21 protein-coding genes are annotated in these 21,444 nt (G+C 56.1%); 16 read left to right on the plus strand and 5 right to left on the minus strand.

The features are described 5' to 3' along the window. Positions 1 to 14: 14 nt before the first annotated feature. The 15 genes from yihS to QNH99_RS02920 all read left to right on the plus strand — a co-directional run bounded on the left by yihS (position 15) and on the right by QNH99_RS02920 (position 15,921). Positions 15 to 1,256 carry a sulfoquinovose isomerase gene (gene yihS / locus QNH99_RS02850; protein WP_063877382.1) on the plus strand — a complete coding sequence of 414 codons (1,242 nt, stop codon included), beginning with the start codon at positions 15 to 17 and terminating at the stop codon, positions 1,254 to 1,256. A 33-nt stretch (positions 1,257 to 1,289) separates the two neighbouring features. After that, complete coding sequence (locus QNH99_RS02855; protein WP_410517264.1) at positions 1,290 to 2,132, plus strand: aldose-1-epimerase; 843 nt, start codon at positions 1,290 to 1,292, stop codon at positions 2,130 to 2,132. 42 nt (positions 2,133 to 2,174) lie between these two features. Then, positions 2,175 to 4,217 carry an alpha-glucosidase gene (locus tag QNH99_RS02860; RefSeq protein ID WP_283355855.1) on the plus strand — a complete coding sequence of 681 codons (2,043 nt, stop codon included), beginning with the start codon at positions 2,175 to 2,177 and terminating at the stop codon, positions 4,215 to 4,217. A 29-nt stretch (positions 4,218 to 4,246) separates the two neighbouring features. Then, positions 4,247 to 5,140, plus strand: coding sequence for a sulfite exporter TauE/SafE family protein (locus QNH99_RS02865; RefSeq protein WP_096011231.1), 894 nt, complete (start codon positions 4,247 to 4,249; stop codon positions 5,138 to 5,140). A gap of 47 nt (positions 5,141 to 5,187) precedes the next feature. After that, a complete protein-coding gene (locus tag QNH99_RS02870; protein ID WP_096011230.1) occupies positions 5,188 to 6,582 on the plus strand; it encodes an MFS transporter in 1,395 nt (464 codons plus the stop codon). Positions 6,583 to 6,627: 45 nt separating this feature from the next. After that, a complete protein-coding gene (locus tag QNH99_RS02875) occupies positions 6,628 to 8,064 on the plus strand; it encodes an MFS transporter (protein ID WP_410517265.1) in 1,437 nt (478 codons plus the stop codon). Between the two features lie 295 nt (positions 8,065 to 8,359). Continuing rightward, complete coding sequence (locus QNH99_RS02880; RefSeq protein ID WP_370513243.1) at positions 8,360 to 8,704, plus strand: glycine dehydrogenase; 345 nt, start codon at positions 8,360 to 8,362, stop codon at positions 8,702 to 8,704. 27 nt (positions 8,705 to 8,731) lie between these two features. Then, entirely contained in the window at positions 8,732 to 9,088 is a 357-nt protein-coding gene (locus QNH99_RS02885) for an SFCGS family glycine-rich protein (protein ID WP_063877375.1), read from the plus strand. A 3-nt stretch (positions 9,089 to 9,091) separates the two neighbouring features. Then, positions 9,092 to 9,388, plus strand: a complete 297-nt coding sequence (locus QNH99_RS02890) for a DUF4312 family protein (RefSeq protein WP_063877374.1) — start codon at positions 9,092 to 9,094, stop codon at positions 9,386 to 9,388. Positions 9,389 to 9,422: 34 nt separating this feature from the next. Beyond that, positions 9,423 to 10,199 (plus strand): DUF4311 domain-containing protein, encoded by a 777-nt coding sequence (locus tag QNH99_RS02895; RefSeq protein ID WP_063877373.1) that lies wholly within the window; start codon positions 9,423 to 9,425, stop codon positions 10,197 to 10,199. Between the two features lie 13 nt (positions 10,200 to 10,212). Next, positions 10,213 to 10,857: a DUF4310 family protein gene (locus QNH99_RS02900; RefSeq protein ID WP_259019039.1), complete on the plus strand. Its 645-nt coding sequence runs from the start codon at positions 10,213 to 10,215 to the stop codon at positions 10,855 to 10,857. Positions 10,858 to 10,911: 54 nt separating this feature from the next. Beyond that, entirely contained in the window at positions 10,912 to 12,045 is a 1,134-nt protein-coding gene (locus QNH99_RS02905; protein WP_283355857.1) for an amidohydrolase/deacetylase family metallohydrolase, read from the plus strand. Further along, a complete protein-coding gene (locus tag QNH99_RS02910) occupies positions 12,029 to 13,144 on the plus strand; it encodes a DgaE family pyridoxal phosphate-dependent ammonia lyase (protein WP_063877370.1) in 1,116 nt (371 codons plus the stop codon). Before QNH99_RS02905 ends, QNH99_RS02910 begins: the two co-directional genes overlap by 17 nt. Position 13,145: 1 nt before the next feature. Continuing rightward, positions 13,146 to 13,886: a 2-dehydro-3-deoxy-phosphogluconate aldolase gene (gene dagF / locus QNH99_RS02915; RefSeq protein WP_283355858.1), complete on the plus strand. Its 741-nt coding sequence runs from the start codon at positions 13,146 to 13,148 to the stop codon at positions 13,884 to 13,886. A 124-nt stretch (positions 13,887 to 14,010) separates the two neighbouring features. Beyond that, positions 14,011 to 15,921: a BglG family transcription antiterminator gene (locus QNH99_RS02920; protein WP_063877368.1), complete on the plus strand. Its 1,911-nt coding sequence runs from the start codon at positions 14,011 to 14,013 to the stop codon at positions 15,919 to 15,921. A gap of 25 nt (positions 15,922 to 15,946) precedes the next feature. Here QNH99_RS02920 and QNH99_RS02925 read toward each other — a convergent pair whose 3' ends face one another. Further along, positions 15,947 to 16,846 carry a LysR family transcriptional regulator gene (locus tag QNH99_RS02925; RefSeq protein WP_063877367.1) on the minus strand — a complete coding sequence of 300 codons (900 nt, stop codon included), beginning with the start codon at positions 16,844 to 16,846 and terminating at the stop codon, positions 15,947 to 15,949. Between the two features lie 129 nt (positions 16,847 to 16,975). Here QNH99_RS02925 and QNH99_RS02930 point away from each other — a divergent pair, with 129 nt between their 5' ends. Continuing rightward, positions 16,976 to 17,680 carry a pirin family protein gene (locus QNH99_RS02930; protein ID WP_096011228.1) on the plus strand — a complete coding sequence of 235 codons (705 nt, stop codon included), beginning with the start codon at positions 16,976 to 16,978 and terminating at the stop codon, positions 17,678 to 17,680. Between the two features lie 166 nt (positions 17,681 to 17,846). Here QNH99_RS02930 and dolP read toward each other — a convergent pair whose 3' ends face one another. Genes dolP through QNH99_RS02950 form a run of 4 tightly spaced genes read right to left on the minus strand, consistent with a single transcriptional unit; the run spans position 17,847 to position 21,428 of the window. Continuing rightward, positions 17,847 to 18,419, minus strand: a complete 573-nt coding sequence (gene dolP, locus QNH99_RS02935; protein ID WP_063877365.1) for a division/outer membrane stress-associated lipid-binding lipoprotein — start codon at positions 18,417 to 18,419, stop codon at positions 17,847 to 17,849. A gap of 14 nt (positions 18,420 to 18,433) precedes the next feature. After that, entirely contained in the window at positions 18,434 to 19,021 is a 588-nt protein-coding gene (gene diaA / locus QNH99_RS02940; RefSeq protein WP_013027345.1) for a DnaA initiator-associating protein DiaA, read from the minus strand. A 14-nt stretch (positions 19,022 to 19,035) separates the two neighbouring features. Further along, complete coding sequence (locus tag QNH99_RS02945; RefSeq protein WP_063877364.1) at positions 19,036 to 19,431, minus strand: YraN family protein; 396 nt, start codon at positions 19,429 to 19,431, stop codon at positions 19,036 to 19,038. Further along, a complete protein-coding gene (locus tag QNH99_RS02950; RefSeq protein WP_283355859.1) occupies positions 19,389 to 21,428 on the minus strand; it encodes a penicillin-binding protein activator in 2,040 nt (679 codons plus the stop codon). The genes QNH99_RS02945 and QNH99_RS02950 overlap by 43 nt, the downstream gene beginning before the upstream one ends. Positions 21,429 to 21,444: the final 16 nt, after the last annotated feature.

The following is a 21,444-nucleotide window of genomic DNA, read 5'->3' on the forward strand; positions in this document are numbered from 1 at the left end:
GAGGGCAAAAGCACATGAAATGGTTTAACACATTGAGCCACAACCGCTGGCTCGAACAGGAAACGGACCGAATTCTCGATTTTGGTAAAAACGCAGCGGTACCCACTGGATTTGGCTGGCTGGGAAATACCGGCCAGGTAAAACCTGATATGGGTACGCACCTGTGGATTACCGCACGCATGCTGCATGTCTATGCCGTGGCCGCCTCAATGGGCCGCCCGGGGGCTTACTCACTGGTCGAACACGGTATTAACGCCCTGAATGGCGCGCTGCGCGATAAAAAGTACGGCGGCTGGTACGCCTGCGTAAACGATGAAGGTGTTGTCGATGCCTCCAAGCAGGGTTATCAGCACTTTTTCGTGCTACTGGGCGCGGCCAGCGCGGTCACGACGGGGCATCCTGCTGCCCGTCAGTTGCTGAATGACGCTATCGACGTGATCGAGCGGTACTTCTGGAGTGAAGACGAGCAGATGTGCCTGGAGTCCTGGGATGAAGCCTTCAGCAAAACAGAAGACTACCGTGGCGGCAACGCCAATATGCACGCCGTGGAAGCCTTCCTGATTGTCTATGACGTCACGCACGATAAGAAATGGCTGGACCGCGCCCTGCGTGTCACCTCGGTGATTATTCACGACGTCGCGCGCAACGGTGAGTACCGGGTCAATGAGCACTTTGATACTGACTGGAATCCCCTGCGCGATTACAACAAAGAGAATCCGGCTCACCGCTTCCGGGCTTACGGCGGTACGCCGGGACACTGGATTGAGTGGGGACGCCTGATGCTGCATCTGCATGCTGCGCTGGAGGCGCGCTTCGAAACGCCCCCGGCCTGGCTTATTGAAGATGCGAAAGGCTTATTCCACGCCACCATTCGCGACGCCTGGGCGCCGGATGGTGCAGACGGCTTTGTTTACACCGTGGACTGGGACGGCAAGCCGGTGGTGAGTGAAAGAGTGCGCTGGCCCGTGGTCGAGGCAATGGGCACGGCTTACGCCTTATATACCGTCACGGGTGAAGCGCAATACGAAGCCTGGTACCAGAAATGGTGGGATTACTGCATCACCTACATGATGGATTTCGAGAACGGCTCATGGTGGCAAGAGCTGGATTGCGAAAACAAGGTGACCACCAAAGTGTGGGACGGCAAACAGGATATCTATCACCTGTTGCATTGCCTGGTGATCCCGCGCCTTCCACTGGCTCCGGGTCTGGCACCGGCTGTGGCGGCAGGCTTACTGGACTGTAACGCGAAATAATCCCTAAAAAACCTAAAAACGGGAGTACCAGCTATGCACAGCAGCGGACAAACCCTTGTTCTTCGTGCCGGAGACTATCAGGCAAAAATCGTTACCGTGGGTGCCGGCCTGGCTGAATTGAGGCACGCTGACCACCACCTGGTGCTCCCACATCCGCCTGAAATCATGCCACTGGCGCATATGGGCAAAGTGCTTATTCCCTGGCCCAATCGCATCGCGAAGGGAACCTGGCGTCATAACGGCAATCTGCTTCAGCTCCCAATCAACGACCACGAAGGGGGCACCGCCATTCACGGCTTGCTGGCCTGGCGTGACTGGCAGATTACCAAACAGACAGACAGCGAGGCGACCTTAACGGTATTTCTGCCGCCCAGTTACGGCTACCCATTTGCATTGCTGTCGCAGGCCACTTACCGACTCGATGCCACGCAGGGCCTACAGGTCACCCTCAGCAGCCAGAATGTGGGCAATCAACCCGCGCCTTACGGTGTCGGCTCGCATCCTTATCTGACCTGCAACATGACCCAGGTCGATGACTGCCTGCTTACGCTGCCCGCGGCGATTGCTGAAGGGGATTTTCTTACCCCGCGTCGGCTGGCATCGACGCAGATCGACTGCAGTGTGAACACCCGTACGGCCGGACGCGAATGGGCGGTGCGATTAACCAGCCCACACCAATCACTTTCGGTTTTCTTACGCAGCCATCAACCCTGGCTGCAAATTTACAGCGGCGAAAAACTTGGCCGCACTGGCCTGGCCGCTGAACCGATGAGTTGTCCACCTGATGCGTTCAACTCTGGCATTGATGTGATTTTTCTTGCGCCGCAGGCGCGCCATCACATGACGTTCACGATTGGCTGTGATCGGCTCAAATAACGCCAAACCTTACCTTCTTTATCCTACAACACAGAGGTCAGAATGCACTTACAACATCCTGAGACGGCAGGCGTAACGCTTACTGCCGCCGGTGACGGCTTTTCACTGACTTATCAAAACCGACAGATTATGAGCCACAGCAAGGAAAAACCCTGTCTGTGGATTGGCAACGGCAAGGCCGATATCGATATGTTTCGCGGCAATTTCAGCATCAAAGACCGGCTGAATGAAAAGCTGGCGCTCACAGAGGCGGTGATTACCACCCAGGACACCGGCTGGACGGTACGCTTCTCACGCGGCGAGGTGTTCAGTGCCACGCTGACGATTGGCACGGATGAAAAAGGCCGCCTTCAGCTTGCGCTGACAAATGATTCTGGCGGGCTTAATCGTATCTGGCTGAGGTTGTCAGCGCAGGCAGACGATCACATCTACGGCTGTGGCGAGCAATTCTCCTGTTTTGATCTGCGTGGTAAACCTTTCCCACTCTGGACCAGCGAACAGGGCGTCGGGCGCAATAAAAAAAGCGCGGTGACCTGGCAGGCTGACTGTGCCGAGAATGCCGGGGGGGATTACTACTGGACCTTCTTCCCGCAGCCGACGTTTGTCAGCAGCCAGAAGTTCTACTGCCACGTGGATAACAGCGGCTACATGAATTTTGACTTCAGTGCCGCGGATTACCACGAACTGGCTTTCTGGGAAAATAACGCCACATTACGTTTTGAGTGCGCTGACACTTATATTGCTCTGCTGGAAAAAATGAGTGCCCTGTTGGGTCGTCAGCCGGAACTGCCTGACTGGGTTTACGATGGCATCACGCTGGGTATTCAGGGTGGCACCGAGGTATGCCAGCAGAAGCTCGACAGAATGCGGCAGGCGGGCGTGAAAGTGAACGGTATCTGGGCGCAGGACTGGTCCGGCATCCGAATGACCTCCTTCGGCAAGCGCGTGATGTGGAACTGGCAGTGGGACAGCGCGCGTTATCCCCATCTGGACACGCGTATTCAGCAGTGGAAAGCGGAAGGCGTACAGTTCCTGTCGTATATCAATCCTTATGTGGCCAGCGACCGCAGTCTGTGCGAAGAAGCCGCCCGCAAGGGTTATCTGACCAAAGATGCGGCAGGGCAGGATTACCACGTTGAATTTGGCGAGTTTTATGCGGGCGTGGTCGATCTCACTAATCCGGAGGCATATCAGTGGTTCAAAGGCGTGATCAAAGACAATTTGATTGCCCTGGGCTGCCGCGGCTGGATGGCGGATTTTGGCGAGTACCTGCCGACGGACACCCACCTGCACAACGGCGTCAGTGCCGAAATTATGCATAACGCCTGGCCGGCGCTATGGGCGAAGTGCAACTATGAGGCGCTGGAAGAAACCGGCAAACTCGGTGACGTTCTGTTCTTTATGCGCGCGGGTTATACCGGCAGCCAGAAGTACTCCGTGATGATGTGGGCCGGTGATCAAAATGTGGACTGGAGCCTGGACGATGGCCTGGCCTCGGTAGTGCCCGCCGCCTTGTCACTGGCGATGAGTGGTCACGGTTTGCATCACAGCGACATCGGTGGCTACACCACGCTGTATGGGATGCAACGCAGTAAAGAACTCCTGCTTCGCTGGTGTGACTTCAATACCTTTACCCCGATGATGCGTACCCATGAAGGGAACCGTCCCGGTGATAACTGGCAGTTCGATAGCGATGAAGAAACCATTGCCCACTTTGCCCGCATGTCCACGATCTTCACCACGTTAAAACCCTATCTCAAACAGGCTGTCGCGCAGAACGCCCGCGCCGGGTTGCCCGTTATGCGTCCGTTATTTCTGCACTATGAAGCGGATGCCCGCACCTATGCGCTGAAATACCAATATCTGTTGGGGCGTGACCTGCTGGTTGCGCCGGTCTATGAAGAAGGCCGCCGCGACTGGTCGCTCTACCTGCCCGAAGACCACTGGGTCAACATGTGGACCGGTGAAAGCGTTAACGGCGGTGATATCACCGTCGCCGCCCCGCTGGGCAAACCGCCGGTGTTTTATCGTGCCGACAGCGAATGGCAGCCATTGTTTGCTTCATTAGGGTTAACAGGCAGCTAAACGTTGCCACAGTAGCGGGAGAAAAGATTATGGATTTCTTTACTCTGTTTACACCGGAAGGGCTGGAAATCACCACCGATGTGGTCTGGATCATTATTGCCATTATGTTCCTGTACACCTTTATCGGCATCTGTGCGGGGTTTGGCGGCGCGCTGGTTACCATGCCGCTGGTAACCTTACTGCTGCCGGTCAAAATGGCGGCCCCGATGTCGGTCATCGTGGGCACGGCAACCGCGCTGTATGCCGCCTGGCTGTCGCGCAAAGAAACCAACTGGAAGTCAGCCCTGGTGCTGATCCTGTTCTCGTTTGCCGGTATCCCGTTGGGGATCTACGCGCTGTCCAATTTCCCGGATTACATCATGAAAACCGGACTGGGCACCTTCCTGATTCTGTATTCGTTCTACAGCCTGTTTATTCCTCGTCTGCCTGTGTATGACAAAAACTGGATTGTGGTGCCAACGGGCGTGATTGCCGGGGCGCTGGGATCGGCTTTTGCCACCAACGGCCCACCGGTGGTGATCTACGGCATGTTAAGGAATCTGGCACCGGCGGCTTTTCGCGGCACGCTCAATGCGTTTTTCACCGCGAATAACATCGCCATTATTGGCGGCCTGACCACCAGCGGCATGTTAACAATCTCAACAATCAAGCTGGTGATGTTCTGCATTCCCACCATGATCCTGGGATCGTTAGTGGGCCAGTACGTGCACCAGCGCATCTCCGTCAGTGCTTTCCGCCTGATGGTGTTTCTCCTGCTGATTGCCTCCGGCTCCATGCTGATTAAGGGCGCGCTGGCTATCCCTGCATGGTGGGTGCTGGTGCCGTCGTTTGGCTTGCTGGCCGTGATGCAGCTGCTGTTTGGCAAAAAAGTGGCGGCTATCCGGGCTGACATTGCGCAGCAGAACCCGTCTAACCCATCCTGAAAAAAGCAGCCTCACTGATGTGTTTAGTGGGGCTGCGGAGATAACTCATGAGCCAGCAACCCCTTCCTTCCGGCAATGAACCGGCAACATTACGTTTGCCCTTTAAAGAGAAAGTCGCCTATGGCATGGGCGATCTGGGTTCAAACATTTTGTTAGATATCGGTACGCTCTACCTACTGAAGTTTTATACCGACGTGCTGGAACTGCCGGGCACCTACGGCGGAATCATCTTTCTGGTTGCCAAGTTTTTTACTGCCTTTACCGATATGGGCACCGGCATCATGCTGGATTCGCGGCGCAGGATTGGCCCGAAAGGCAAGTTCCGCCCCTTTGTGCTGTATGCCGCGTTTCCGGTGACCCTGTTGGCTATCGCCAATTTTGTTGGAACGCCGTTCGACATGACCGGCAAAACGATAGTGGCAACCGTGCTCTTTATGCTCTACGGCCTGTTCTTCAGCATGATGAACTGCTCCTACGGGGCGATGGTGCCGGCCATGACGAAAAACCCTAACGAACGGGCCTCGCTGGCCGCCTGGCGACAGGGCGGCGCAACGCTGGGCCTGCTGATCTGTACGGTGGGTTTTGTCCCGGTGATGAACCTGATTGAAGGGAATGCGCAGCTGGGCTACATCGTAGCCGCCACGCTGTTTTCGGCGTTTGGGCTGTTTTTCATGTGGTGGTGCTACGCGGGCGTAAAAGAACGCTATGTCGACAGTGCGCCAGCCAACCCGACCCAAAAGCCTGGCCTGTTAGCCTCTTTTCGGGCGATAGCCGGTAACCGGCCGCTGTTTATCTTGTGCATTGCCAACCTCTGCACGCTGGGGGCGTTTAACGTCAAGCTGGCGATTCAGGTGTACTACACCCAGTACGTCCTCAACGATCCCGTTCTGCTTTCCTGGATGGGGTTTTTCAGCATGGGATGCATTTTTATCGGCGTGTTCATGATGCCGGGCGCGGTGCGGCGCTTTGGCAAGAAAAAAGTGTATATCGGTGGATTAGTGATTTGGGTTGTCGGTGACCTGCTCAACTATTTTATCGGTGGCGGTTCGGTCAGTTTTGTCGCCTGGTCCTGCCTGGCTTTTTTTGGCTCTGCCTTTGTGAACAGCCTCAACTGGGCGCTGGTGTCCGATACCGTAGAGTACGGCGAATGGCGGACGGGCGTCCGTTCTGAAGGCACGGTTTATACCGGCTTTACCTTCTTCCGTAAGGTATCCCAGGCGCTGGCTGGCTTCTTCCCCGGCTGGATGCTGACGCAAATCGGCTATGTCCCCAACGTCATTCAGTCTGCTGCCACTGTCGAGGGCTTAAAGCAGCTGATGTTTATTTATCCCGGCGCGCTGGCGGTCACCACGATTGTGGCAATGGGCTGCTTCTACAACCTCAATGAAAAAATGTACGTCCGTATCATTGAAGAGATTGATGCCCGTAAACGTCAGCGCTGATTTGGCTCTGTGACTGCGCCGGTCGCGGCGCTAAAAGGATCACTTATGAATACAGGCTCCGATCCCCTCACGCTGAAACTCCCTCTGCGCGAGAAGTTTGCTTACGGCCTCGGTGATTTTGGCTCCAACCTGATGCTGACTATTGGGACGCTTTATTTACTCAAGTTCTACACCGATGAGCTGGGCATGCCAGCCTGGTACGGCGGCGTGATTTTCCTGGTGGCTAAATTCTTCACCGCCGTCACGGATATGTTCACCGGCATTGTGCTGGATTCACGCCGCCATATTGGCACCAGGGGCAAATTCAGGCCGTTTATTCTCTGTTTCTCACTGCCGGTAGCGCTGGTGGCGGCGGCACAGTTTGTTGCTAACGACTTTAGCCTGTCGGTAAAGACCACGATTGCGACGGCGCTGTTTATGATGTTCGGCCTGTTTTACAGCCTGATGAACTGTTCGTATGGGGCCATGGTGCCGGCTATCACCAAAAATCCCACGGAGCGCGCTCATCTTGCCGCCTGGCGACAAGGTGGGGCAACGTTGGGATTGCTGGTGTGTACCGTATGCTTTATGCCAATCCAGTCGCTGTTTGTCGGCAAAAGCGCGTTGGGCTATCAGGTGGCTGCCGCGCTCTTTGTGACCTGCGGAATGCTGTGCATGGCCTGTTGTTACCGCGGCGTCAAAGAGCGCTATGTGGAGGTCACGCCAGCCCATCATAAACCCGGCGTAGCAACGGCATTTCGCGCTATCTTTCACAATCCACCGTTACGCGTCCTGTGCCTGGCGAACCTGTGTACCCTGGCGGCGTTTAACATCAAACTGGCCATCCAGGTGTATTACACCCAGTACGTCCTGAATGATGTGCATCTGCTCGCCTGGATGGGCTTTTTCAGTATGGGCTGTATCCTGGTCGGGGTGCTGCTGGTGCCCACAGCGGTAAAACAGTTCGGTAAAAAACAGGTCTACCTGGGTGGGTTACTCCTGTGGGCCGTGGGCGATCTGTGTAACTTTCTCTGGGGGAACAGCTCTCTGCTGTTCGTCATGTTCTCCTGCGTGGCATTTTTCGGCACGGCGTTCGTTAACAGCCTTAACTGGGCGCTGGTACCGGATACCGTAGAATACGGCGAGTGGAAAACCGGTATTCGGGCAGAAGGTGCCTGTTACACCGGCTACACCTTCTTTCGTAAAATTTCTGCCGCGCTGGCGGGTTTTTTGCCTGGCCTGATGCTGACGCAGATAGGCTACGTGCCGAACACCGTACAAAGTAGCGCTACGCTGGCGGGGTTAAGGCAGTTGATCTTTATCTGGCCCTGCACGCTGGCGATTGTCGCGGCGCTGATCATGGGGTTCTGCTACAGGCTCAATGAAGCCCGTTTCGCCCTGATCGTGGCCGCCATTGGCCGACGTAAAAAGCATCGTCTCCAGCCTGCTGTCGACAACCCCGGCGTGAAGCGATTAACAAAACCCTCGAACGCGGCGTCATAAGTTTCTCTGTTAACCCGATCCTCAGGGTTGCTGTTTGTTGGTTTTGTGACGGCTGACCAGCAACCCAAATTTCCGCTTATCCCTCCCGTGCCGTCTTGCCCGTTTTACATCCGATTATTAACTCTCTGTTTCTGTTAACAAAAAAATCATTCCGGCCAGGCGATAGCTGAAGTTTGCGCTACCGATCGCTCACGGGTGCAGGATTTCCACTTTGAAACGGAAAAAGTCCTTCTCCACAGCCGTCCCGTCGCTGGTTAGTTTGGGATCGCGCTAAACGCGTAACGGTAAGCAGACGATGAGTATGTGTAATGGAGCGGTAGCGATGAATGCGTCACAAGACGAACAGCAAACTATTCAGGCCCTGGCGGATCGCGTGATGTCGCAGATTGGGGCGCTTTTTGCTGAGCGATCCATCCAGCCGAATGCCGTGCAGATCCAGATGCTGGCTTCGCATGTGCGGGCCATGGCATTGCGATCCGTGACCGGGGAAAGTTTGCCAGAGGTTGAGGCTGACCTGTTTGACGAAATCTCCAGGGAGTCGATGGCGCTGGCGCAGCAGGTGGTGGATCTGTTTGGCAATTTACCACCAGAAGAAGCCTGGCTGCTCTCCGTCCACTTTGAAGTAGCGAAGAACGACTAATTTTCCAACCATGAGAGGAACAGACATATGGTAACCGTAGTGATTGGCGATCGTTTAGGTAAAGGGCAGAAAGTCGCGGCTGGCGTAGAGAAAGCGGGTGGCCGTGCGGTTGTCGTGCCGGGCGTCGCGGCGGACATGAAGCTGGGCGATGTCATGAAAGCAGAGGCGGCGGATTTTGGTATCTCCTTTTGCGGCAGCGGCGGTGCAGGTGCGATTACGGCGCAAAACAAATATGGCTATAAGGCCAAGCACGGCATGCGCTCCGTTGACGAAGGCGTGACCGCCATTAATGAAGGGGCCAACGTGCTGGGCTTTGGCTTTATGGACAAAGAAGAGCTGGGTGAACGTCTGGTTCAGGCCTGGCGCAAAAAACACGGTGGATAAGGAATGAAAGAGACCTTTACAACCTCGGTTGCCGTAAGCGGTAAGGGCGATACCAAAGCGAAAGCCTTTGCAGATGCGCTTAGCCGGGTACAGCACGAAGTCCTGCGCAACGCCAATAAGATTCTGCTGCGCATTGAACCGCAGGACGTAAAGGTGGTGCGTGCGCTGGAACGCGTCACAACTGAAAAATTCCTTTTCTTTTTCCTGGCACGTGAGCGCAGGCACTTCAGCGTCGACCTGGAGGTCACCATCAATGTGACCTGCCTGGACGGTGACAAAGTCGACTTCACCCGCGTGTAAACCTCGCCTCAAACAACTTATATAAGGAAAGAGGATGTTTCTCATCATTTTGCTCAAGTCGTTAATTATCGGCGGCCTTGTGGGCGTCGGTGTGGGTGCAGGTGCCGCCCGCATGTTCCATGCGCCGACGACACAAGGTATGGGCGCATTTCGCACACTGGGTGAACTCAACTCCTGTGAAGGCGATCCTGCCTCTCACTTCTCTTTTGGGTTGGGGTTCTTCTTTAATGCCTGGGCTTCCTCTGTGGCGGCTGGCGCGTTCACCCAGGATGTGGATCACCGCATCATTCCCAACTGGGGCGCGGCGGCAATCATGGTCAAAAACCGCAATGTCGCGCAAACGCTGCACGATCCTAAAAAGATGGCTATCGCCTGCGGCATTATCGGCATGGTGGTGGTCGCTTTTCTTAACTCGACCGCCTCTGCTGTGCCAGCGGCCCTGCAGGTCACGGCGGTGAAGGTCCTGGTGCCCGCCGCCAATCTGCTGGTTAACACGGTTATGCCGGTGATCTTCTGGCTGGCAGCGATTGATGCCGGTAAAAAATCGGGCTTCTGGGCCACCATCTTTGGCGGTCTGGCACAGCTGATTATGGGCAATGCCGTACCGGGCCTGGTGCTGGGCATTTTGATTGGTAAAGGGGTTGAAGAGAGCGGCTGGAACAAAGTGACCAAAGTCATGATGAGCGCCATCGTCGCCTTGTTTGTTCTCAGCGCCTTCTTCCGCGGTTTCGATATGAAGATGCTGCAATCCTTCCAGCTTGGCATTCCTGGCTGGCTCGACAGTATTCATAACAGCCTGAGCGGCAAATAACGGAGCATCTGCAATGGAAGAATCAAACAAAGGTTTCTGGTATGCCGACTGGTCGTTCCCGATTTTTGTCGGTTTGCTCTCCTCCGGCGTGTTTGCCGGCACCCATATGTACTACCTGTACGGCATCGGGGCTTTCAACGAGGTGGCTTTCGTCTCTATGTTACGCGCGGGCATTGATACGGGGGTTTATGGTGCGGTTGCCGCTTTCGGTGCCAGCTTTTTGTTCGCCCGCATCATAGAAGGATCGCTGGTCGGGATTCTGGATATCGGTGGGGCAATTCAGACCGGCGTCGGGCTGGGCGTGCCCGCGCTGCTGCTGGGTGCGGGTTTTGTCTTCCCGGTTGCGAATTTTGCGGCTTCGCTGGTCACCGGTCTGGTTATTGGTGTGGCGATAGGCTACGTCATCATTCTGGCGCGTAAATTCACCATTAATCAAAGCAACAGTACCTATGGTGCGGACGTGATGATGGGCGCGGGCAATGCATCAGGACGCTTTCTGGGGCCGCTGATTATTCTGGCTGCCATTGGTGCCTCGATCCCGATTGGCCTCGGTTCACTGCTGGGTGCGCTGGTGTTCTATCTGTGGAATAAACCGATCACCGGCGGGGCGATCCTCGGCGCGATGATCCTGGGAGCGATTTTTCCGGTCGCGATCTGATCGCGGCGATGCCCGATCGGTTCAGGCCGATCGGGCGAGCCAAAGGAGGTTTCTATGTACGATCTGATTCTGCGTCGGGCACGTTTGCCGGATGACAGTCTGATCGATATCGCCATACGCGACGGTAAAATTGCCGCCGCAGGCGAGGTGAGCGGCAGGGCAACAGTGGAAAAAACGCTGGCGGCGGACTGTTATCTTAGCGCTGGCTGGATCGATTCGCATGTGCACTGCTACGCCAACTCGCCGATCTATCACGATCACCCTGACCACGTCGGTGTGGCGTGCGGTGTAACCTGCGTTGTGGATGCCGGCAGTACAGGGGCAGACGACATCGATGATTTCTGGCAGATCACGCGGGCGGCCACCACCCAGGTTTACGCTCTGCTGAACATCGCCCGCACCGGCATTGTTACCCAAAATGAACTGGCGGATATGACGCAGATTGATCGCCCGGCGATAGCCGATGCGGTGCGGCGTCATCCTGACTTTATTCTGGGGTTCAAAGCCCGAATGAGCAGCAGTGTGGTGGGCGAAAACGGCATCACGCCGCTGGTGCTGGCAAAGGCGATTCAGCAGGAAAATGGCAACCTGCCCCTGATGGTACACATTGGTAACACTCCCCCGAACCTGGATGAAATCGCCGCGTTACTGACCTCCGGTGACATCATCACCCATTGTTACCACGGCAAGCCGAACCGCATTCTGACGCCCGACGGGCAGCTCCGTGCGGCGGTGAAAAGTGCGCTGGCGCGGGACGTGCGCCTTGATGTCGGCCATGGCAGTGCCAGCTTCAGCTTTGAGGTGGCACGCGCGGCGATAGCGCAGGGCATTCTGCCGCACAGCATCAGTTCGGATATCTACTGCCGCAATCGCCTGAACGGGCCGGTTTATACCCTGGCGCACGTGATGTCGAAATTTTTCAATGTGGGGATGACGCTGCCGCAGATTATTGCCTGCGTAACTCACCAGGCGGCCAGCGGGCTGAGATTACACAGCAAAGGCAGTATCCAACCCGGCTATGACGCCGACTTTACCCTGTTCAGCGTGGCGCAGGAACCCGTGTCATTTGTGGATGCGGAAGGACTGGCCGAACAGGGCGATCGCCAACTTATTCCACTGGCGGCGATCGTCGCTGGTGAGTGCTGGATGACGGAAGAAGGGAAAAAACACAATGTCTTCACTGTATGAGAAATATGGCCTGAAGCAGGTCATTAATGCCTCTGGGCGCATGACCATCCTTGGCGTGTCCACACCGGCCCGCGACGTGGTTGAGACGGTTGAGTACGGCCTGGAGCACTATTTTGAAGTCAAGGATCTGGTCGATAAGACCGGCGCTTACATTGCCAGGCTGCTGCAGGTAGAAAATGCGCTGGTGGTATCCTGTGCCTCAGCGGGCATCGCCCAGAGCGTGGCGGCGGTGATTGTAAAAGACGATGACTGGCTGTTGGATAACCTGCACACGGCACCGCTAACCGTAGCGCATGACATCGTGGTGCCGAAAGGCCATAACGTGAATTACGGCGCGCCTGTCGGCAGCATGATCGCGCTGGGCGGCGGTCGGGTTGTGGAGGCCGGCTACAGTAATGAGTGCTCTCCACAGCAGCTTGCCGCCGCGATCACCGCCCAGACGGCGGCCATTCTCTATGTGAAGTCGCATCACTGCGTGCAAAAGAGCCACCTGAGCGTCGCGCAGGCGGCAGAGGTGGCACGTAAGCATGGCGTGCCGCTTATCGTGGATGCCGCCGCAGAAGAAGATCTGCAGTGTTATTACCAGGCGGGTGCCGACCTGGTCATCTACAGCGGAGCCAAAGCCATCGAAGGCCCTACCAGCGGCCTGGTTATCGGGAAGCATCAGCTTGTTGAGTGGGTGAAGCGCCAGAGCAACGGCATTGGTCGCACCATGAAAGTCGGTAAAGAGGGCATTCTGGGACTGACGCAGGCGATTGAGTCCTACCTGACCCAGCCAAAAACCACCGGCGCGCAGATGGTGGAAAAAATGACGCCTTTTATCAACAACCTCAACGGGCTGAACGGCGTGAGCGCCCGCGTTGTGTGGGATGCCGCCGGACGTGACATTGCCCGTGCAGAAATTCACTTTGATGAACGCGCGATCGGGCACCAAACCGGTGACCTGGTGCAGGCCCTGAAAAACGGCGATATCGCCATTTACTTCCGTGGCTACAAGGCCAACGAAGGCATTATTGAGGCCGACGTGCGCAGCGTCAGTGCTGACCAGCTGCATATTATTTTCACCCGCATTCAGGCGCTGTTAACAGGAGAAAAATAGCATGACGCTCACCCCAAATTTTTATCAGGACCGCCTGTGCCTTAACGTGCTGGCGGGCTCAAAAGAGAATGCTCGCGCTATCTGGCAGGCCGCAGAAGGGCACGTCCTGGTTGGCGTATTATCGAAAAATTACACCAGCAACGACGCCGCTATTGCGGATATGCGCGAATACGCCGCGCTGATTGATAACGCGCTGTCCATCGGTCTGGGGGCGGGCGATCCTCGTATGTCGCAAAGGGTGAGTGAGATTGCAGCGGTGCTGCAGCCGCAGCACGTCAATCAGGTGTTCACCGGCGTGGGCACCAGTCGTGCGCTGCTCGGTCAGTCACAAACGGTGGTCAACGGGCTGATTTCGCCCACCGGAACGCCGGGTAAAGTGAAGATTTCCACCGGGCCGCTCAGCTCACAGGCCAGCGACGGCATTGTGCCGGTCGATACCGCGATTGCGCTCCTGAAAGACATGGGCGGCAGTTCCGTGAAGTACTTCCCGATGGGCGGGCTGGCGACGGCAGAGGAGTTCCGCGCTGTCGCCGAAGCCTGTGCGAAGCAGGATTTTTGGCTGGAACCCACGGGCGGGATTGATCTGCAAAACGTCGGGCCGATCCTGCGCATTGCCCTGGATGCTGGCGTAAGCAAAGTCATTCCCCATGTTTACAGTTCGATCATCGACACCGCCAGTGGTGAAACCCGCGTAGAAGACGTGCGTCAGCTACTGGCCATCTGTAAAGGTCTGCTGGACTGAGTCCAGGCCTGTGCGCCGCTTCATGGACGTGATGACGGCGCACAGGCATGATAACGCTGCCGTCTGTTTTTGGCAGTCTGGCGTTTACCTCGTCCTTGTTAATGGCTGCAGCAGGTAACCCAACGTGAGATTTCCTAATCAGCGCCTTGCGCAACTGTTTGACGCGTTGAAAAACGAAACGCTGCCCCAGGATGAACTGGCGCGGCGCTTCGCTGTATCAACGCGCACCGTACGAACGGATATCACCGCGCTTAACGCCTTGCTACAGGAGCATGGCGCGCAGTTTGTGTTGAATCGCGGGGCGGGTTACCAGCTTAAAATTAGCGATGTGCAGCGTTTTAACGTGCTGCAACAGCAAACGCGCGCACCGCTGCGGGTGCCGCGTACTTCACACGACCGAATCCGCTACCTGCTGGTGCGCTTTCTGACCGCTGCTTATTCGTTGAAGCTGGAAAACCTGGCGGAGGAGTGGTTTGTCAGCCGTGCCACGCTGCAAAATGATATGGCTGACGTGCGCGACTGGCTCGGGCGTTATCAGTTGAGCATCGAAAGTAAACCCCATCACGGCATGAAACTGTTTGGCAGTGAAGTGGCGATTCGTACTTGCTTAACCGATCTGCTGATTCAGATCGAGCAAGAGCAGCCGGACAGCCCATTGATTGTGCCGGAATCGCTGGAAAACGGCCTGCTGGACACTCTGCAGCCGCTGCTGCAAAGCAGCTTTACCCAGCACAATATCCGCCTTAGCGATGAAGGCGAGCGCTATTTGCGCTTTTACTGCGCGGTGGCGATACGTCGTATCAATGAAGGCTACCCATTGAGCGATCCCCAGGCGGAAGAGATCGGTGATGACGTGCGCGAGTCGGCGCAAACCCTGATTCATGCGCTGCGGCCGCTCATCGCAAAACCCATTTCTCCGGCGGAAGAGAGCTGGCTGCGGGTAAATATCGCCGCCCGACGTATTCAGGACATTGCCCCCAGCGCCATTAATGCGGACGATGCGGATGCGCTGGTTGATTACCTGCTCAGTTTTATTAACACCCATTACTATTACAATCTCCAGAACGATCCACAGCTACGGGCCGATCTGCTGACCCACATTAAAACCATGATCACGCGGGTGCGTTACCAGATCCATATCCCCAATCCGCTGTTAAGCAACATCAAACAGCATTATCCGATGGCCTATGACGTGACCCTGGCGGCGGTGTCCAGCTGGGGCAAATATTCGCCCTATACCATCAGCGAAAATGAAATTGGCTTTCTGGTGCTCCACATCGGCGTCGGGCTGGAGCGCCATTATGATGTGGGCTATCAGCGTCGCCCTCAGGTACTGCTGGTGTGCGACAGCGGCAACTCAACGCTCCGCATGATAGAAGCCATGCTGATGCGTAACTATCCGCAGTTACAGGTCACTCAGTGCCTGTCGCAGCGTGAATATGAAGCCCGTCAGCGCATCGAAGAAGATTTTGTGATTTCCACCACGCGGCTGAGTGAAAAAGAGAAACCGGTTGTCGTGGTGGCACCTTTCCCCACGGAATTTCAGCTGGAGCAGATAGGTAAGCTGGTGCTGGTCGATCGCACCCGACCCTATATGTTGGAGAAATTTTTTGATGCCCGTCATTTCAGGATTATCGACGAGCCGATGACTCAGTCTGCGCTGTTCCGGTTATTGTGCCATCAGCTGGAAGCGGAAGGCGTGGTGGACGACGCGTTTTATGCCTCCGTCGAGGAGCGTGAAGCCATCGTCAGCACCATGTTGGGTGAGGGCATTGCGCTACCGCACTCGCTGGGCCTGATGGCGAAAAAAACGGTCGTCTATACCGTTCTGGCCCCGCAAGGTATTCCCTGGGGAGACGATACGGCTTACGTGATATTCCTGCTGGCGATCAGCAAAAACGAGTATGAAGAAGCGATGGCTATCTACGACCTGTTTGTGACGTTTATGCGCGAGCGGGCCATGACGCGTTTACGTGACAGCAGCGACTTTGCCTGTTTTAAAACCGTCGCGCTGGACTGCCTGAGTCGACTGTAAACATCAGGGGATCGTTCTCGTCAGGTTAATTTTTCTTTGCCAGCAGGCGGGGGATTTCGCGCAGGCACCAGGCTTTTGCTTCCCCCATGCTGTCACGCCGCCATGCCATGATGATATCGACCTCGCGGGAATACTCCGGGCTGACCACCCGCAAGCGTCCCTCTGCAATGTCCTGTTCCACCATGTTATAAGGCATCGTTGCAACGCCCAAACCGGCCAGAAGCGCGCGACGTTTATCATCCATCGTACTGACGGTCAGGCGCTGTTGCTTATCCAGCAGTTGCACGGTCAGAACCGGGCGCTCACGGGCCGTATCCGCCACGGCAATACCGCGATATTTCACCCGCGTGACTTCTGAAAGCGGCTCAGGTTCGTCGTGGATCGGATGGTCCGGGCTGGCAACGTAAACGCTGATGATGCTGTAAAGTTTGCGGGTGTTAATCTCGGTAGAGGCGCGGAAATGCATATCCGGTGCAATCACGATATCGGCCCGCCCCTGTTCCAGCCTTTCCCATGCCCCCGCCAGGACTTCTGTCATGATGGAAATCTGCGTGTTGGCCTTGTCAGCCAGCTTAGTGACTAACGGAAACAGCGCATCGGTGGGGATTAATGCTTCCGTGACGATGGTCAGCTGGGTTTCCCAGCCGCGCGCCAGTGCCTCGGCATCGGTAGTGAGTTTATCGGCGGCTTCCAGCAAAACCCGACCGCGCTCAAGCAGCATTCTTCCTACATTGGTGAACTTGGTACGGTGGCCTGAGCGGTCAAACAGGACCACATCCAGCTCTTCTTCCAGTTTCTGCATGGTGTAGCTGAGCGCCGAGGGCACGCGCCCTAACTCATCGGCGGCGGCGGCAAAGCTGCCACGGCGATCGATAGCATCCATGACACGTAATGCTTCGAGGGTTAACGCACGATCTTTAGCCATCCCGGTTCTCTGTCAGGAAATTTGAATATGCCGGGCAGATTAACTGGCTAACAATCCGGCGTCCAGACTTTTACCATAAAGGAATCATACCCGTCGTCGATCCTTGCCGACGGATGCAGGAGGTAAAGAATGATTACGACACGCAGTGCATCCGCTTGTGGTCAGGCCGATTACGGTTGGTTACAGGCGCGCTACAGTTTCTCTTTTGGCCACTATTTCGACCCCAAATTGATGGGTTATGCCTCCTTACGCGTTTTAAATCAGGAAGTTCTGGCACCTGGCGCGGCTTTTCAGCCGCGCACCTATCCACAGGTGGATGTGCTGAACATCGTTTTGCAGGGAGAGGCGGAATACCGTGACAGCGAAGGCAATCACATCACCGTGAGGGAAGGTGAGGCCCTGCTCCTCTCCGCGCAGCCTGGCGTGAGCTATAGCGAACTTAACCCAAGTAAAGATCGCCCGTTAACGCGCATGCAGCTCTGGCTGGCAGCCTGCCCGGAACGTGAAAACCCGCGTATGCAGAAAATCACCCTGTCTGGCGGAACGCGTTCACAGTTGCTGGCTTCCCCCGATGGCAGCGACAACAGCCTTCAGCTGCGACAGCAGGTCTGGATTCATCAGCTTGAGCTGGCAGCAGGGGAACAACACCTGGTGCCGCTTCAGGGCGCGCGCGCCTATCTGCAATCCATCCACGGCGCGTTAGAGGCCTCAGCGGGTGCTGCGCATCATGAACAGTTGGGCTGCGGCGATGGCGCATTTTTGCAGGAAGAGCAGCAGCTGTGGCTGTCGGCAATAACGCCGACCCGCGCGCTGGTGATTGATATCCCGGTCTGATGCTTCTCTGGTAATGCTAGCGGATAACACCGCTGGCTGAGCGCGGTATTCAGCCGCACGGTGAGCCGGTTAACGTTTGTTTGCCATATAAAAAAAGCCGCAACCCGAAAGGGTGCGGCTTTTCTGTTTGCGGCAGCAGCAGGTCTGGACAGCGGCTAACGCAGCGTTATTTCACCATGGTGAAGGCGGTAGTGACGTGTTTCACGCCGCTGACCCGGCTGGCAATATCTGCGGCGGCTTTGGCTTCGTCTGGCGTCACCAGGCCTAACAGGAACACTTCACCGTTTTCCGTGGTGACTTTCACACTTGACGATTTCACCTGATCGCTGCCCAGCAGCTGCGAACGGATCTTGGTGGTGATCCAGGTGTCAGACGATGAGGTGCCAAGGCTGACTTTCGGCCCAATCCGAATTTCGTTATACACTTCGGTTGCGCCGTCAACGCCCATGGTGATCTGTTTCGCGCGGTTGGCAATGTCCTGACTAGGTGCCTGACCGGTTAACAGCACTTTGCCCTGATAGGCGGTGGCAATGACGCGGGCATCGGTTTTGATTTGCTGATCTTTTGCCAGCGCGTTGCTGACGCGTAATTCCAGCGTGCCATCATCAACCTGCGTCCCGACTGAGCGGGGATCGGTGGCGGTTTTGGTCGCAACAGCGGCGCTACCAGCAACCACCGCGACGCAGCCTTGCAGCAGCATGGCGGTTAAAACAATGGCTACAGCGTTCAATGCTTTCATTGGTGCTCCTTCCGTCATTCCTGGTGGGGAAACAAGGTGTTATCAATCAGATCGCACAAACAGTTGAGTGTTAACATATGCATCTCCTGAATGCGAGCACTGCGATGTGAAGGAATACGAATTTCCACATCCTGCGGTCCCAGCAATCCGGCTAATTCGCCCCCATCATAACCGGTAAGCGCAACGATAGTCATATCGCGCGTGACGGCGGCTTCAACCGCCTTCACGATGTCCCGTGTATTTCCTCGGGTAGAGATGGCCAGCAGCACGTCGCCGGTTTGTCCCAGCGCACGCACCTGTTTGGCATAGATCTCGTCATGCAGGCGATCGTTACTGATTGCCGTCAGCATCACGTTGTCCGCACTCAATGCCAGTGCGGGCAGGCTGGGGCGTTCGGTTTCAAAGCGGTTGATCATGCTGGCGGCAAAGTGCTGAGCATTGGCTGACGACGCGCCATTACCACAGCTCAGTATCTTGTTACCGTTAAGAAGTGACTGCACCATCGTCATCGCTGCCCGCGAAATGGCATCGGGTAACGCCTCTGCAGCTGCGATTTGAGTTTGAATACTTTCGGTAAAACACGCTTTAATTCTTTCCTGCACACGACCACCTGGTTCTAAACGTCTGCATTAAAGGCATTCGGCAACCATTCAAGCGCCGTGCCGGTAATGGCAATGATGTCGAAACGGCAATTCACTGTTTCAAAACTGCCGCCGCGTTGCGCCAGCCACAGAGAGGCGGCACGCAGCAGCTTGTGTTGTTTCTGTCGGGTAATGCTGGCCAGACTGCCGCCGAATCGGGCGTTACGTCGGTAACGCACTTCGACAAACACCCAACATTGTCTGTCTCGCATTATCAGGTCAAGTTCACCTGCGCGATAGTAAACATTGCTGGCGACCCATGTTAACCCCGCCCGCTCAAGATAGCGGCGGGCGAGTTGTTCATGCTCGGCCCCCGTACGGCGGCGGTTTAGCTGGCCGGTACGATATTGCCCTGGCGATACTGGTTCCATGTCAACTTCCTGTTGATCACACAATCAGTGGTGGCGCTCAGCTTACCGGTATTGCCGTCGAGCGAGAAACCCGGTACCTGACGCATCTGGTTGAAGTGGTTAGCCAGCGTCCAGGCATCAATCCCCATTGCGTACAGGCGCACCAGCGAATAGTCGTTATTAAACGATTTTGCGGCCTGCTGCATCAACGCCGGGTTAGCGCCAGACAGCAGAGGAATATCACTGAACTGCAGTCCTTCCATTTCCAGTCGGAAATCCGGGCCTGCTCCCGCCTGCGCGCTGCGCGAACTGGCATAGAGCGCAACGTTACTGCGGCTACCGGTACGCATGCTGATCATCGGTTTAATCAGCTGCAGTTCATCCTGAGTCGAGACGATGTAGGCGGCATCTATCGCACCGCCACTGCTGGCTGCCGGAGCAGTGGTTTGAGGTGCCGGAATATTCAGTCCAGCAATGGATACGCTTTGCGGCTGAGAAGACGATGGCATGACAACCGGCGTACCGCTCATGCTGATACCGGCACCGCTGTTAATGCCTTGCTTGAGCTCTGAAACAGAACCAAAGCGCTGCTGAAGCACGGTGCTGCCACCCAGCGACTGCCACTCTTTTGTAAAGGCTGCCGTCACACGATCACCCAGACCATTACGCGGAACTAACAGCAGCGGCTGACGTTTACCCTGATCCCAGATGTGGTGCGCAGCATCGCGCGCTTCATCTTCAGGCGACAGCGCAAAATAGCACATATTGGGGTGGTTCTGGATTTGCTCTGGCTCGTTCAGGGCCAGTACGTTCAGCGGTGTCTGGCTGTTCGCGACGGATTCAACATTGTTTTTCAGCAGCGGTCCGACGACCAGTGTGGCACCGTCCTGCTGGGCCTGCTGCATCACCTGCGCGACAGGCTGGCTGCTGGTGTCATAAACCTTCACCTGGGCATTGCTGGCCGGTTCGGCAGCGGGCTGTTGCTGCGGTTGGGGCTGCTGCTGCGTCGTGGCCGGTTGCTGCCCGTTGCTGGCCTGCTGCGCTGCCGCAGGATTTGCTGACGGGCTGACGACCGCGTTCGCACCAGCAGGCTGCTGCTGATTCATCGCGATAGGATCTTGTGCACTGCCCGGCGTCGCCTGTGGGGCGGTCGCAAGGGTACCGTTTTTCGCGTCGTTGAACCCTTTCTGGATAGCACTGGCGAACATTTGCGCCTGACCGTTCAAGGGCAGCAGCAGCGCGATAGTGCTGGTCGAGGCTTTGGTGAAGTTCTGCGCCTGGCTCAGTTGGGTCGGTAGGGTTTTTGCCGCAGGGTTATCCGGATAGCGCGTCTGCCAGTCTTTGATAGCTGACTTCAGCATCGTGGCATCCTGGGCATTAGCATGCCAGGTCGTCAGCAGATCCAGCCAGCCCTGCAGAATGTTTTCATCGGCATTAATCACCAGCGAATTCATATCCTGCTGCGACAGTTGGGTCAGCGCCTGCCAGGTTGCATCAATATTCTTTTGGCGGTCATCACCTTTCAGCAATGGCTCCTGTGCAATATAGGCGCGAAGCAGGGCCAGGGATGTTTTACCCTGCGCGCTGGCAATCTGTAAACCGAAGTAGCGGGCCAGCTGATCCTGAGACAGCTCACTGGTTTTCACCTGACTCAGGACCTGTTGAGCATCGGCAATCTTTTGCTGTCCAATCTGCGACTGGGCCTTCAACAGCAGTAATTCTTGCTGCTGTTTATCGGAAAGCTGAGCAGGCAGTTCATCGATGGCCTGCGCAGCCTGAGGATATTTTCCTTCTTTCAGCAGGGCGCGGATTGCGAGTAATTGCCAGTCGGTCTTGCTATCATCGCTGCTTTGCTGCACCTGCTGCAGATAGTAGGCAGAATTATTGGTAACGGGTCCCTGAATATCTACGGACTGGCTTTTGGGGCCCTGGCCGCTACACGCGGCTAAAATCAGACCAGCAAGAAGGACAGGCACAAAGCGTCCTGCTTTATGACGAACGATTTTTGAAGGAAGCATACTGTATCCAGTGATG

The organism is Pantoea allii (assembly GCF_046529425.1).
In the GTDB taxonomy this organism is placed as follows: domain Bacteria; phylum Pseudomonadota; class Gammaproteobacteria; order Enterobacterales; family Enterobacteriaceae; genus Pantoea; species Pantoea allii.